The following is a 14,419-nucleotide window of genomic DNA, read 5'->3' on the forward strand; positions in this document are numbered from 1 at the left end:
CGCCCGCCCGGCTGCCGTCACCGCCCGCCCGGCTGCCGTCACCGCCCGCCCGGCTGCCGTCACCGCCCGGCTGCCGTCACCGCCCGGCTGCCGTCACCGCCCCCAGTCGCCGAGGGCACCCTCGAGGGCGCCGAGGCAGGCGTCGACGAGCGACCAGAGCTGCTCCTCGGGCCGGCCCGCGTCCTCCCAGTGCCGGCACGTGCTCTCGAGGAACCCGAGGAACCCCCACAGCGCGAACTCGTGGCGCAGGCCCTGGTCCGGCAGCAGGACCGCGCGGACGCCCTCGACCCAGGCGGCACGGGCCTCGCGGCGCACGGCGACGGCCTCCTCCGGCTCGGCGGTCGCGCCCAGGGGAGTGCCGACCCAGCCGGCGGGGTGCTCGAGGTAGACGAGCAAGGTCGCACGCACCTGGTCGCGGGCCGAGACCCCGGGTGGCAGCGCGGCGAGGGCGCGGTCGCGGTGGTCGAGCAGCTCGTCGGTGACCTCGCGGACCAGCTGCGCGTACAGGTCGGCCTTGTTGCGGAAGTAGCGGTAGAGCAGCGCCTCGGAGGCTCCGGCCGCGGCGGCGACCGAGGCGACGCTCACCTGGTCGAACGGCTGCTTGGAGAACACCGTGCGTGCGGCGGCAAGGATCGTCTCGCGGCGCGCGTCGGGATGCAGACGCACGCGTGGACGATCGTTGTCCGGCACTTGCGCAGCCTATCCGTCGGGCAATAGCGTCGCGTCGTCCGTTACTGAACGTGGCTCACTAGTGGGGGGCGCCATGGGCTGGGTCGAGAGCTGCATCTGGTGGCACGTGTACCCGCTCGGGTTCACGGGCGCCCCGATCCGGGAGGCGCACGACTCGGCACCCCGCCTCCGGCAGCTCGGCTCGTGGCTCGACTACGCCGTGGAGCTCGGCGTCTCCGGCCTCGTGCTCGGCCCGGTCTTCGCCTCCGAGTCGCACGGCTACGACAGCGTCGACCAGTACCGCATCGACCCGCGGCTCGGTGACAACGACGACCTCGACAAGCTCGTCGCCGCATGCCGCGAACGGGGTCTGCGCCTGGTGCTCGACGGCGTGTTCAACCATGTCGGGGCCGGGCACCCGTGGGTGCGGCGCGCGCTCGACGAGGGGCCTGACGGTGAGTACGCCCACTTCTTCCGCGTCGACTGGTCCACGCCCGACGCGCCGCGGGTCGGCGACTTCGAGGGCCACTCCTCGCTCGTCGCCCTCGACCACGGCGACCCGCGGGTCGCCGACTACGTGGCCGACGTCATGACGACCTGGCTCGACCGCGGCATCGACGGCTGGCGCCTCGACGCCGCGTACGCCGTGCCCCCGTCGTTCTGGGCCGAGGTGCTCCCGCGTGTGCGGGCCGCGCATCCCGATGCGTGGTTCCTGGGCGAGGTCATCCACGGCGACTACGGGGCGATCGCGGCCGCGTCGGGCATGGACTCGATCACGCAGTACGAGCTGTGGAAGGCGATCTGGAGCAGCCTCGTCGACCGCAACTACTTCGAGCTGGACTGGGCGCTCGCCCGGCACGGCGAGTTCTGCCGCGACGTGCTGCCCACCACCTTCGTCGGGAACCACGACGTCACGCGCATCGCGACGACCGTCGGACCCGGCGGCGCCGTGCTCGCGCTCGTCGTGCTCATGACGGTCGCCGGGGTGCCGTCGGTGTACTACGGCGACGAGCAGGCGTTCCTCGGCGTCAAGGAGGAGCGGCTCGGCGGCGACGACGAGGTGCGGCCCGCGATGCCGCCCACGCCCGCCGGCCTCGCACCGTGGGGGGAGTGGATGTACCGCGTCCACCAGGACCTCGTCGGCCTGCGCCGCCGCCACCCCTGGCTGGTCCGGGCGACCACAAAGACCACGGAGCTCACCAACACGCGCTACGCCTACACCGCGCGCCCGGCCACCGGTCCTGGCGCGCTGCACGTCGAGCTCGACGTGACCGACGGCCACCGCGCCGTCGTCCGCGACGACGCCGGCACCGTGCTCTTCGCCTACGGCACCTGAGGGAGGGGACCGCCGCGACCACCACCGCATGACCGCACCACCGCACCACCGCAAGGACGTCGCTCAACGGTGAACTACGGGCACTTGCACCCGATCCACGAGCACGCACGACCCCCACCGAGGGCGTCCGGCGGTGACCGTCGCCGACCGCCCCCGGCACCGAGATCTTCGGACCAGCGGAGGCGACGATGAGCGAGGCACGGAACGTGGTACTGGCCGGGGCACCCCTCGGGAGGCTCGGTGCCGACCTGGCCGCGGCGGCGGCACGCGCGGGCGCGGTCGCCCTGGCGGACGTCGGCGGGCCCCGGGACGTCGAGGCGCTGGAGCGGCTCGGACGGCGGGCGGCCGGCCCGGTCGGGGCGCGGGTGGTCGACGAGGCCGGGGCCGCGGCGCTCGGGCGGTCGTCCGTCGAGCTGGCCGTCGTGACCGCGCCTCCGGGGACGGCGGTGCCCGGGCGCCAGGTGGTCGCCGAGGTGACGAGCGTGGAGGAGGCGCGGCTCGCGGTCGACGGCGGTGCCGTCGGCCTGGTGGTGCGGGGCGTGGAGTGCGGGGCCCGCGGCGGACCCGAGAGCACGTTCGTGCTGCTGCAGAGGGTCCTCGACGCGTCGCTCGGCGTCCCCGTGTGGGCGGCAGGAGGCATCGGGCCGCACTCCGCCGCCGCCGCGGTCGCGGGTGGAGCGCACGGCGTGCTGCTCGACACGCAGCTCGCCCTGTTCCCGGAGTCCCCGCTCACGGCGGCGGACCGGGACCGGGTGCGGCAGGCGGCGAACGCGGCGGCCGGCACCCGTCCGACCGACGACGTGGGCCGCGCGGGCCAGGACCTCCTGCTCGCCCTCGACCTGGGCGCCCGCTACGCCAGCGCCCGTGACCTGCTGACGGACGTGCGGCACCGGATCGACCGCGTGGCCGACGACGTCGAGGCGGCGGTCACCACCCTCATGGAGGGGTCACCAGCCGCGCGGGCCCTCGGCACGCGGCTGCCCCTGGTGCAGGGCCCGATGACGAGGGTCAGCGACGTGCCGGCCTTCGCCCAGGCCGTCTCCGAGGCGGGTGCGCTCCCCACGATCGCGCTCGCGATGATGACCGGGGCGCAGGTCACCGACGTGGTCCGGGGCACCACCGACCTGCTCGGTGCGCGCCCGTGGGGCGTCGGGCTGCTCGGCTTCCTGCCCGACGAGGTGCGGCGAGAGCAGATCGGCGCGCTCGCCGCGGGGAGCCCGTCGCTCGCGGTCCTCGCCGGTGGACGCCCGGCGCAGGCCGCGGAGCTCGCCTCGGGCGGCCTGCCGTCGTTCCTGCACGTGCCCTCGCCGGTGCTGCTGGGCCAGTTCCTGCGGCAGGGGGCCACCCGGTTCATCTTCGAGGGGGCCGAGTGCGGCGGCCACATCGGCCCGACGTACGGGTTCGCCCTGTGGGAGATGCAGACGGCCGTGCTGCTGGAGCACCTCGCGGCACTGTCCCCGGAGACGACGACCGAGCCGCTGTGCGTGCTGTTCGCGGGCGGCATCGCGACGTCCAGGAGCGCGGCGATGGTGGCCGCGATGACCGCACCGCTCGCGGCGGCCGGTGTCGCGGTCGGGATGCTCGTCGGCACCGCCTACGCCCTCACGCGGCAGGCCGTCGAGTGCGGCGCGGTCACCGGGTCGTTCCAGGAGCACCTCCTCGCCGCCGACCGCACGTGTGTGCTGCAGACCGCCCCCGGCCACGCGAGCCGCTGCGCGCCGAGCCCGTACGTCGACGAGTTCACGCGGGTGCGCGAGGAGCTCGAGCGCGACGGGCTCGACCGGCGGGAGGTCGGCGCACGGCTCGAGCAGCTCAACGTCGGGCGGCTGCGCATCGCGACGAAGGGGATCGAGCGCGACGGCGCGCACACGGTTCCCGTGACCGCCCGGCGGCGGGAGAGCGAAGGGATGTTCATGGCGGGGCAGGTCGTCGCCCTGCAGGACGAGCCGCTCACGCTCGCCGAGCTCCACGAGCGGCTCACCGTCGGGGCCGTGGCCCACCTCCGGCGACGTGTCGAGGAGCTGCGGCACGTCGCCGCGCCCGCCGACGCACGCCCGGCCGGGTCCGTGGAGATCGCCGTGGTCGGCATCGCCTGCATGTTCGCCGGGTCGCCCGACCTCGACGCCTACTGGTCCACCGTGCTCGACGGCCGCGACGCCATCGGGCCGGTGCCCGCCGAGCGGTGGAACCGGCGGATCTACCACGACGCCCCCGCCGATGGGGTGCCCGCGGCCCACGCTGCCGTCGGCGGCTTCCTCCCCCCGGTGCCCGTCGACCCCGTGGCGTTCGGCATCCCGCCCGCGAGCCTCGGTCACGTCGACCCCGCGCAGGTGCTCGCGCTGGAGGTCAGCCGGCGGGCGCTCGACGACGCCGGGCTGGCCCACGAGAACCCGTACCGCGAGCGGACCGCGGTGATCTTCGGCGCCGAGTCGGGGTGCGACCTCGCCAGCGCGCTCAGCGTCCGCACGCACCTGCCGTCGTTGTACGGCCGGCTCCCCGACGGGGTCGCGGAGCTGCTGCCCACCATGACGAGCGACACCTTCCCCGGGATGCTGTCGAACGTCATCGCCGGCCGCGTCGCCAACCGCCTGGACCTCGGGGGAGCGAACTTCGTCGTCGACGCCGCCTGCGCGTCCTCCCTGGCAGCGCTCGGCCTCGCGTGCGACGACCTGCGGCGGGGTGCCAGCGACGTCGCCCTGGCCGGTGGCGTCGACCTGCACAACGCCGTGGGCGACTTCGTGATGTTCTCGTCGCTCAACGCGCTCTCCCGCACCGGCACCTGCCGCCCGTTCGACCGGGCCGCCGACGGCATCGTGCTCGGCGAGGGCGTGGTGTGCGTCGTCCTCAAGCGGCGCGAGGACGCCGAGCGCGACGGGGACCGCATCTACTGCGTCGTCGAGGCCGTGGGGTCCAGCAGCGACGGGCGGTCCCAGGGGCTGACCGCGCCCCGGACCAGCGGCCAGGTCACGGCGATGCGCCGGGCCCTGGAGCGGGCGGGGGTGGACGCGGCCGACGTCGACCTCGTCGAGGCGCACGGCACGGGCACGGCCGTCGGCGACCGATCCGAGCTCACGGCGACCGCCACCGCCTACGCGCCCGTCGACGGCCGGGTCCGGACGCTCGGCTCCGTCAAGGCGCAGATCGGCCACACCAAGTGCGCCGCGGGGCTCGCGGGGTTCGTCAAGTCGGCCCTCGCCCTGCACACCGGGGTGCTCCCGCCCACGATGCGGATCGACGCGCCGGTCGACGCGGAGCTCGCCGCCGGCTTCGCGTTCCGCGCCGAGCCCGCACCGTGGCTCAGCGACCGCACCCGGCGCGCCGCCGTCAGCGCGTTCGGGTTCGGCGGGACCAACTTCCACGCGGTCGTGCGCGAGCACGTCCGGCAGGTGGCGCCCGCCCGCACGCGCGGCACCGGCGGACCGGAGCTCGTCCTCGTCCGCGGAACCGACCCCCGTACCGCCGCGGCCGCGGCGCTCGTCGCGCTCGACGCCCAGCACCCGGGCCACCACCTGCGCGACGCGACGCGGACCGTCGCCGCGCTCGCGGCGGGACGGCCTGTGCAGGTCGCGCTGGTCGTCCCGGACGTCGCGGCGCTGCGCGGCGCGCTGGCCACGGTGGCCGAGGGGGCGACGCCCGACGCCAGGACGTTCGTCAGGTCCGGCCGGACGTCGCCGCGGGTCGCCGTGCTCTTCCCCGGGCAGGGCAGCCAGCGCACCGGGATGCTCGGCTCGCTGCTCGCGGAGTTCCCCGACGTCGTGAAGGACCTTGCCGTCGACCCGGCGCTCGCCGCCGTCATGTACCCCGGTCGTGCCTTCGACGAGGAGACCCGGCGTGAGAGGCAGGCCGCGCTCACCCGCACGGAGAACGCCCAGCCTGCGCTGGGGGTCGTCGACCTGCTCGCCTACCGGCTCCTCGAGCGGGCAGGGGTGCGCGCCGACCTGCTCGCCGGTCACAGCTACGGGGAGGTCGTGGCGCTCGCCGCCGCCGGGGCGCTGCCCGCCGCCGACCTCGTGGCCGTCAGCCGGGCCCGCGCCGAGTCGATCCTCGCCGCCGTGGGGGACGACCCCGGAGCGATGCTCGCCGTCTCCGCCGAGCCCGACACGGTCGAGCTGCTCGTCGCCGACCTCGACGAGCCCGGCCTCGTCATCGCCAACCACAACGGTCCGCACCAGCACGTCCTGTCGGGGCCGACGGCCGCGGTCGACCGCGCCGAGGAGCTGTGCCGGGCGCACCGCCTCGGCGTCCGAAGGCTCCCGGTGGCCTGCGCGTTCCACAGCCCCGCGCTGGCAGGCGCGATCGAGCCGTTCCGGGACCGGCTCGCCTCGGTGGTCGGTGTGCCCGACGTGCCCGTCTGGTCGAACGCGACCGCCCAGCCCTACGGCGATGACGTCGCGGGCACCCTCGCCGGTGCCGTCGCGCAGCCCGTCCGGTTCCGGCACCAGGTGCTCGCCATGTGGGAGGCGGGCGCACGGGTCTTCGTCGAGGCCGGTCCGGGCACGGTGCTGACCGGTCTGGTGCGGCGCATCCTCGCCGACCGGGACCACGTCGCGGTCGGCTTCGAGGACGGCGGCGAGGGCACCGAGGGGTACCTGTTGCTGCTGGCCCGGCTCGCGGCCGAGGGCGTCGACCTCGACACGCGGCACCTCGAGCGGCCCGCACCGCCCATCGTCCGGCACAGCCCTGCGGTGCACCTCGTCGACGGCGGCGGGGCCAGGCCCGCCGGTGCACCGCCCGTCGCCCTGTGGCCGGCCGACGGCGCCGAGCTCGCCGCGGGGACCGCCTCACGGCGGGCATTCGAGAGCCTCGCCGCGACCGACCCTCGGGGTGCCGGTGAGCGCGCTGTCGCGACTGACCCTCGGGGTGCCGGTGAGCGCGCTGTCGCGACCGACCCTCGTGGGGTCGGCGCGAGCCACGCCGCGATCGGGACCTCCGCCGCGACGACCGCGACCACCACGGCCGCACCCCCCCGCCCCTACTCCGACGTCGAGCTCGTCGAGGAGGAACTCGTGCACCCTCAGACCGCCCCGCTCACCACTGCCCCGGCCACCACCGCGTCGCTCGTCACCGCCCCACCCACCGCCCCACCCACCGCTCCCACGGTGACGACCGTCCCGGTGACGACGGTGGCGCTCACCACGGTCCCCACTGCCGCCCCGCCCTCCTACGCCGCGCCGTCCTACGCCCCGGCCCCGCACGCGGCCCCGTCGGGCGCGGGGATGACCGACCTGCTCGGGCAGTTCTTCGGTGCCACGTTCGCCATGCAGCAGTCGTTGGAGCGGGTGGTGCTCGCCTCGCTCGCCCACCGCGTCGACGTGCCGGCTCCGCAGGAGGAGCGTCCGGCGTCGGCGGTCGAGGCGCCGGCCGGCGTGCCCCGTGCGGCACTGCGCGCGGGAGAGAAGGCGCTGGCAGCGATCGCGGCGACGGGATCGGGCCGCGTCGCCGTGCCGGCCGCCGAGCAGACGGCGGACGACCGTCCCGGTCACGTCCCCGCCCCCGCGCCGACGCGTGGCCTGGTGCCCGTCCGGTCCACCGGCGTGCCCACGGTCGTGCCTACGTCCGTGCCGGACCCGCTGGCCGAACCGCTGGCGCCCGTGCACGCGGTCGCGGACCTCGTGGCCTCCGCTGCGCCGGGCGTGACCGCGCCGATCGCGACGGGGGTTCCGCCCGCCACCGCGTGGAGCCCCGCGGTCGCCGCGCCCCCTGTCGTCGAACCGGCCGCGCCCACCCCGCCGCCGACCGCGTCCGTGGCGCCCGCCCGGGCGGGCACGGACGTGCAGGCCCTGGTCCAGGAGGTGATCGCGGCCCGGACCGGGTACCCGGTGGCGATGGTGGAGCCGACGCTGGACCTGGAGTCGGACCTGAGCATCGACTCGATCAAGCGGCTGGAGATCGCGGGCGAGCTGGTGGACCGGGCGGGCCTGGTGGTCGACGAGCTGGGTGCGGACGCGGTCGAGGACCTGTCCAAGGCGCGGACCGTGACGACCATCGTCGACTGGCTCCAGGCCCGGACCGGCACTGCGAGCGCACGGGCTTCCGTTGCGTCGCCCGTGCCGACACCGGTCGGGGCGCCGGTTGCTCCCGCCGGGGCGACGTACCCGACGCCCGCCACGGTGGCGGCCGACGTGCCGGTCGGTGTGCCGGTCGACGTGCCCACGCCGCGGAGCTCCGGCGCCGAGGTGCAGGCTCTGGTCCAGGAGGTGATCGCGGCCCGCACCGGGTACCCGGTGGCGATGGTGGAGCCGACGCTGGACCTGGAGTCGGACCTGAGCATCGACTCGATCAAGCGGCTGGAGATCGCGGGCGAGCTGGTGGACCGGGCGGGCCTGGTGGTCGACGAGCTGGGCGCGGACGCGGTGGAGGACCTGTCCAAGGCGCGGACCGTGACGACCATCGTCGACTGGCTCCAGGCCCGGACCGGCGCGGCACCTGCAGCCGCCGCACCGACAGCCGCTCCTGCACCGGCCACCGCCTTCGCACCCGCCTCCGCACCGGCCACCGCCCCCGCACCGGCCGCCGCCCCCGCACCGGCCGCCGCCCCCGCGCCGGCCGCCGCCCCCGCGCCCGCCCCGGCCCGCGCAGCGACGGCATCCCCGGCCACCACCCCGGCGCCCCCCGACCCCACCCGCGCGGTCCGGTACGTGCCCGTCACGGAGCCGCTGCCGGACGTCGAACCGGGCGACCTCACCTCGCCCGTCCTGCTGCTGGCGGACGACGGCCAGGCCGACGACGTCGCGGACCAGCTCACCCGCGCCGGCGGTGCCGTCACCCGGGGACCCCTGCTGCACGTGGTGGCGGAGGAGCCCGCGGAGCCCCGGTCCGTGGTCTACGTCGTCGACGACATGCTGTGCGGGGAACCGGTGCTGCCCGGCCTGTACGACCCGCTGAAGGCGGCGCTGAGCTCGCCGGCGACCCGGCGGCTGCTCGTGGTGGTGCGGCGACCGGAGGCGTCGGCCGAGCCGCGGACCGCAGGGCTGCGCGGGTTCGTGCTGACCCGCTGCGAAGGAGTTCCTCGACGTGGACGTGCGTCTCGTCGTGGTCACGGCCGACGTGCCGCGCGCGGACCTGCCGAGCATCGTGCACGCCGAGCTCACCGCGGCCGCCGGCCCGCCCGTCGTCACGCGGACGCCGGCCGGCCGCCACGTCGACCTGCTCGACGAACGCGGGATCGAGCCGGTCCCGGACGGTCTTCGGCTCGGCCGGGACGACGTCGTGGTGCTCTACGGCGGCGCCCGCGGCATCACGTCGCACGTGGCGCTGGCGCTGGCCAGGCGCACGGGCGCGTACCTCGAGCTCGTCGGCTCGACCCCGGCCCCGCCCGACGACGACCCCTACCCGGACGCCCCCGACCTGCACGCGCTGCGCACCGCCGTCGTCACCCGGGAGGGACTGTCGGTCCGGGACGCGGAGGTGCGGGTGCGGCTGCTGATGGCCCAGCGGGAGATCCGGGAGACGCTCGCACTCCTGGCCGCGACGGGCCCGGGCGCGTCGTACGCGTCGGTGGACGTGCGCGACGCGGTCCAGGTCGAGGAGCACCTGCGGGACGTGCACGCGCGGCACGGACGGCTGTCGCTCGTCGTGTTCGGGTCAGGCGTGAACCTCGACCAGCTGATCGGGCGGACGTCGCAGTCGGCGTTCGAGCACGTCTTCGAGACGAAGGCCGTCGGCATGCGGGCCGTGCTCGGCGCCCTGGACGCGACCGGCGTCGTGCCCGACGCGGTGGTCGCGTTCGGCAGCATCGCGGCGGTCGAGGGCAGCCGCGGCCAGATCGGCTACACGGCCGGCAACGACGCGATGGAGCAGGAGCTCGCCGCGTGGGGGACCGCGCGGGGTGCTCGCACGGTCACGGTGAGCTGGGGGCCGTGGGCGCCGCGCGGGCACCGGCCGGGGATGGTCTCGCAGGAGCTCGAACGGGACTTCGCCCGGCGCGGCAAGCGGCTGCTCGACCCCGAGCAGGCCACCGCGTGCCTGCTCGACGAGATCGCCCAGGCGGGGGACGGCCCGTCGTCGGTGGTGTGGGCGCCGCCCGGCTGGATGACGACGGTCCGCGCGGCCTCCCCGGAGCCGGTCCGTGTCTGACGGCGTGGCGGGCGCGGTCGCGATCGTCGGGATGGCCGTCCGCGCGCCGGGCGCGAACGACCTGGGGACCTTCTGGGCGAACGTGCGGGACGGCGTCGACGCGGTCGGTCCCGTGCCGGACGGGCGCATCCCGGAGGAGTTCTTCGCGCCCGTGCTCAACGGGGCCACGGGCGAGGTCGCGCCGCTCACCAGCCGTCGGGGCGGGTTCGTCGACCCGACCGTCACGGTCGACGTGGCCGCGCTGGGCATCGCCCCGGCGTCGGCGCGCGCGATCGAGCCGGACCAGCTCATCGCGCTCACCGTCGCCGAGGCCGCGCTGCGGGACGCCGGAGTCGACCGGACCCGGGTCGACCCGGCCCGGATCGCCGTGGTCCTCGGGCGGGGCGGTTACCTCGCTCCGGCGGCGATCCGCTTCTCCAACCGGGTGCGGCTCACCCGTCAGGTGGCCCGTGCCCTGCAGGAGGTCGGCCCGGGCCTGTCGGACGAGGACCGGGACCGGGCGCTGCGTGCGCTCGTGGAGGCCGCGGCGGACGGTCCCGGCACGGACGTCATCGGGCTGGTGTCGAACCTGTGCGCCTCGCGGATCGCGAACCGGCTGGACCTCCAGGGTGCGGCCTACACGGTCGACGGTGCGTGCGCGTCGTCGCTGCTGGCGGTCGACCAGGCCGTCACGGAGCTGCTGCGCGGCCGGTGCGACGTGGTGGTGGCCGGCGGGGTGCACCACTGCCAGGAGCCGTCGTTCTGGTCCGTGTTCACCGAGCTGCGGGCGCTGAGCCGCAGCGGCGAGATCCGGCCGTTCGACCGGCGGGCCGACGGCACGCTCGTGGGCGAGGCGACCGGCGTCGTGGTGCTGAAGCGCGCCCAGGACGCCCTGCGCGACGGGGACCGGGTATATGCGCTGGTCACCGGCACGGGAGTCTCGTCGGACGGGCGCACGTCGGGGCTCGTCAACCCGAACCCCGCCGCGCAGCAGCGTGCCGTCGAGGCCGCGTGGGCGGCGGCCGGGGCGGACCCGACCGCACCGGGTGCGCTCGGGCTCGTCGAGGGGCACGGCACCGCGACTCCCGCGGGGGACGCGGCCGAGCTGCGCACGGTCCGCGCCGTCTTCGGCGACCGACGCACCGACGAGGACCGGCCTGCGATCGGCACGGTCAAGTCGATGGTGGGGCACGCGATGCCGGCCGCCGGCGTGCTCGGCATCATCAAGGCCGCGCTCGCCCTGCACCACGCGACGCTCCCCCCGACCCTGCACTGCGAGGAGCCGCACGCGCTGCTCGACGGCGCCCGCGTCGAGGCGGTCGGCGACGCCAGGCCCTGGCGTGAGCCGGCCGTCGGCACGCGGCGTGCGGGCGTCAACGCGTTCGGCTTCGGCGGCATCAACGTGCACGTCGTCCTCGAGGGGGCCGACGTCGACTCCGGTGCCACCGCACCGGCCCGCGTCCCCGGCCGCCGCCGGCGGGCGGTCGTCCCGGCGCAGGTGCGGCGCGGAGCGGGGGACTCGCCGCAGCAGGCGCTCGCGGCGTGCCTCGACGCCCCTGCGGGCGGTGACCCGTCCGGCACGGGCCCGTTCCGCGCGGCCGTGCGCGACATGACGCCCGCGCGTCGGCGCCTGCTCGCGCGCCAGGTCGCCACCGGCGGCCCGGTGCCCCCGGCCGACGACCTGCTGGTGTGCGGGCCCGGCACCGGACGCGAGCGTGTCGCGTTCCTGTTCCCCGGCACGGAAGCGGCGCTGGCCACGCACCCGGGGCCGGGGTCGGGGGACGGTCTGCGTGACGTCGTGCGGTCCTTGTTCCTCGGCGGGATCGCGTGGGACCGGCGGCTGCGCGACGCCGGGGTCGTCCCCGACGTGGTCGCAGGGGTCAGCATGGGGGAGATCGCCGCGCTCGCGAGCGCAGGCGTCGCGGATCCCGACGTGGTCCTGCGGGTGCTCGACGCGATGCCGTGGGACGCCCTGCACCGGCCCGGCTGCGACTACGCCGTGGTCGCCGCCCCCGTCAGCCGTGTGCGGCAGGCGCTCGCGGGCACCTCCCTGGTCGTCACGCACGACAACTCGCCGTCGCAGTGCATCGTCGCCGGCGACCAGGACGAGGTGCGCCGCGTGCTGGCGACGCTGCTGGCCGACGGGATCGCGGGCCACGCGCTGCCGCTGCCGGACCGGTTCCACCAGGAGGCTGCCCGGCCCGTCGTCGAGCAGCTCGTGGCACGCCTGCCCGTCGACGGGTTCGGCGCAGCCTCGGCGGCGCTGTGGTCGGGGTCGGAGGTGGCGCCCTACCCGGCGGACCCCGCCGGGATGCGCGACGTCGCACTCGGCCAGCTCGCCCGGCCGGTGCGGCTGCGTGAGCTGGCGCTGGCGCTCGCCGACCAGGGGGTGCGGACCGTGGTGACGCTCGGGCCGGGGACGACGCACACGCTCGTCGCGCAGTCGCTGGCATCGCGGCCGCACGTGAGCGTCGCGGTCGGCAACCGGGACGCGCCGGACGAGCACCAGCTCGCGTGGGTCGACGCCGCCCTCTGGGTCGGTCGCGGCCGGGACGACACGGACGACGAGGTGGCTGCCGGCCGCCGGGTGCGGATCGAGGTCGCCCTGGGCTCGCCGCTGCTCACCCTGGGCGACCCGGCCGACGGGTCGCCTGCGACGGCTGTCCCACCGCCACCGACAGGTTCCGCACCGCCCGTGTCGCCGGGTTCCGCACCGCCCGTGTCGCCGGGTTCCGCACCACCCGTGCCGACGGGTTCCGCACCGCACGTGCCGCCGCCGGCCGACGGCTCCGGTGGCAGCTCCACCGGTCCGCGCCCGCTGTGGTCGGCGGTACGCCCGGACGGCGACGGGCTCGTCTGCACGGTGCCCGTCTCGACGGCGTCGATGCCGTTCCTGCTCGACCACTGCTTCTTCCACCAGCGCCAGGGCTGGCCCGACGAGTCCGACCGGTGGCCCGTGGTCCCGGGCACCACGATCCTGCACCTGTTCCGGCAGGCCGCGGAGCTGGTCGCCCCCGGGGGCCGGGCGGTCGAGGTGTCCGACCTGCGGCTGCGCGACTGGCTCGTGGCGAGCCCGCCGCAGGTCGTCGAGCTGACGGCCCGCCCGGACGGCGACGGCCGGGTGCACACCGCGCTCGGGCGGTACGCGAGCGCGGTCGTCCGCGTCGATGCGCGGCACCCCCAGGCGCCCCGGGCACCGGGCGGTCCGTGGCCGGTGGAGGGTCCCAGCCCGCTCACCAGCGACGAGATCTACGAGAGCCGCCGCCTGTTCCACGGCCCGGCGTTCCGCTGCATCGAGCGCATCGAGGCCATGGGTGAGCGCCACGTGCGCGGGGTGCTCATCGGGTCGGACGTGCCCGGCGCGCTGCTGGACAGCGCCGGCCAGCTGTTCGGCTGCTGGCTGATCACGCACACGCAGCGCGACAACCGGATGCTGCCGGTCGGTATCCGCAGCGCCCGGTTCTTCGGCCCGCTGCCAGGGCCCGGCCGGCGGGTCGACGCGGTGGTGCACGTGGTCGAGCTGACCGACGAGGTGGTGTCCGCCGACATCGTGCTGAGCGTGGACGGCCGGGTGGTGGTCGCGATCGACGGCTGGACGAACCGCCGCTTCGCCAACGACCCCCGCACGCAGGCCGCCGAGACGTGGCCCGAGTACCGCGCCGTGTCGCAGCTGACCCGGCACGGCTGGGTGCTGGTCCGCGACGGCTGGCCGGACCTGCCGTCGCGGCTCATCGTGATGCGCAACCACCTGGGCGGCCCCGAGCGGGACCAGTTCGAGCGGGTGGTGCCGAACCGCCGGCGGGACTGGCTGCTGGGACGGATCGCCGTGAAGGACGCGGTCCGCTACCTGTTGTGGTCGCACGGCGAGAAGGAGGTGTTCCCCGCCGAGATCGTCGTCGACAACGAGCCGTCCGGGCGGCCGGTGGTCCGGGGACGTCACGGCCGGATGCTCGACGGCGTGGAGGTCAGCGTGTCCCACACCGCCGGGCTCGCGGTCGCGCGGGCGCGGACGACGGGCGGTGTCGGGATCGACGTCGAGCGCGTCCGGGAGGTGCCCGACGCGGCCGGGCGGCTCGCCTTCGACCCGGTCGAGCGGGACCTCGCCGGCACGGTCGCGGAGCGGTTCGCGCTCGACGACGCGCTCGTGCGGACGGCGTTCTGGTCCGCGAAGGAGTCGGTCGGCAAGGCCGCCGGCACCGGGCTGCCCGTGCCGCGCGCCCTGCGGGTGCGAGGGCTCGACCCGCAGCGCCGGACCATCGCGGTCGACGGCCCCGCAGGCGTGGTCGACGTGGGGTGGGCGGTCCTGCCCGCGGCCGCCGACGGGCACGACGCCGTGGTGACGTGGACGGAGTCCTGAGG

The 14,419-nt window shown here is 76.3% G+C and carries 4 protein-coding genes and 1 pseudogene; 4 read left to right on the forward strand and 1 reads right to left on the reverse strand.

Features of this window, described 5'->3' with window-relative positions; genetic code table 11:
• Window positions 1-93: 93 nt before the first annotated feature.
• On the reverse strand, window positions 94-666 hold the full coding sequence (locus ACVW07_RS15000) for a TetR/AcrR family transcriptional regulator (protein ID WP_456820033.1): 573 nt from the start codon (window positions 664-666) through the stop codon (window positions 94-96).
• Window positions 667-763: 97 nt separating this feature from the next.
• Between ACVW07_RS15000 and ACVW07_RS15005 the strand changes: the two genes are divergently transcribed.
• The 4 genes and pseudogenes from ACVW07_RS15005 (at window position 764) to ACVW07_RS15020 (ending at window position 14,417) form a co-directional block, all read left to right on the forward strand.
• A complete protein-coding gene (locus ACVW07_RS15005) occupies window positions 764-2,005 on the forward strand; it encodes an alpha-amylase family protein (RefSeq protein WP_456820034.1) in 1,242 nt (413 codons plus the stop codon).
• A gap of 188 nt (window positions 2,006-2,193) precedes the next feature.
• Window positions 2,194-6,528: pseudogene (locus ACVW07_RS15010) on the forward strand (beta-ketoacyl synthase N-terminal-like domain-containing protein); the annotation flags it as partial.
• Window positions 6,529-9,253: 2,725 nt separating this feature from the next.
• A complete protein-coding gene (locus tag ACVW07_RS15015; RefSeq protein WP_456821089.1) occupies window positions 9,254-10,081 on the forward strand; it encodes an SDR family NAD(P)-dependent oxidoreductase in 828 nt (275 codons plus the stop codon).
• A gap of 31 nt (window positions 10,082-10,112) precedes the next feature.
• Window positions 10,113-14,417 (forward strand): beta-ketoacyl synthase N-terminal-like domain-containing protein, encoded by a 4,305-nt coding sequence (locus ACVW07_RS15020; protein WP_456820035.1) that lies wholly within the window; start codon window positions 10,113-10,115, stop codon window positions 14,415-14,417.
• The last annotated feature ends 2 nt before the right edge of the window (window positions 14,418-14,419 follow it).

This window comes from Cellulomonas sp. URHB0016, from assembly GCF_054057935.1.

Excerpts from the sequence above, each read along its gene's own strand:
- ACVW07_RS15005 (WP_456820034.1), top strand. The coding sequence starts at position 764 with ATGGGCTGGGTCGAGAGCTGCATCTGGTGGCACGTGTACCCGCTCGGG.
- ACVW07_RS15020 (WP_456820035.1), top strand. The coding sequence starts at position 10,113 with ATGGCCGTCCGCGCGCCGGGCGCGAACGACCTGGGGACCTTCTGGGCG.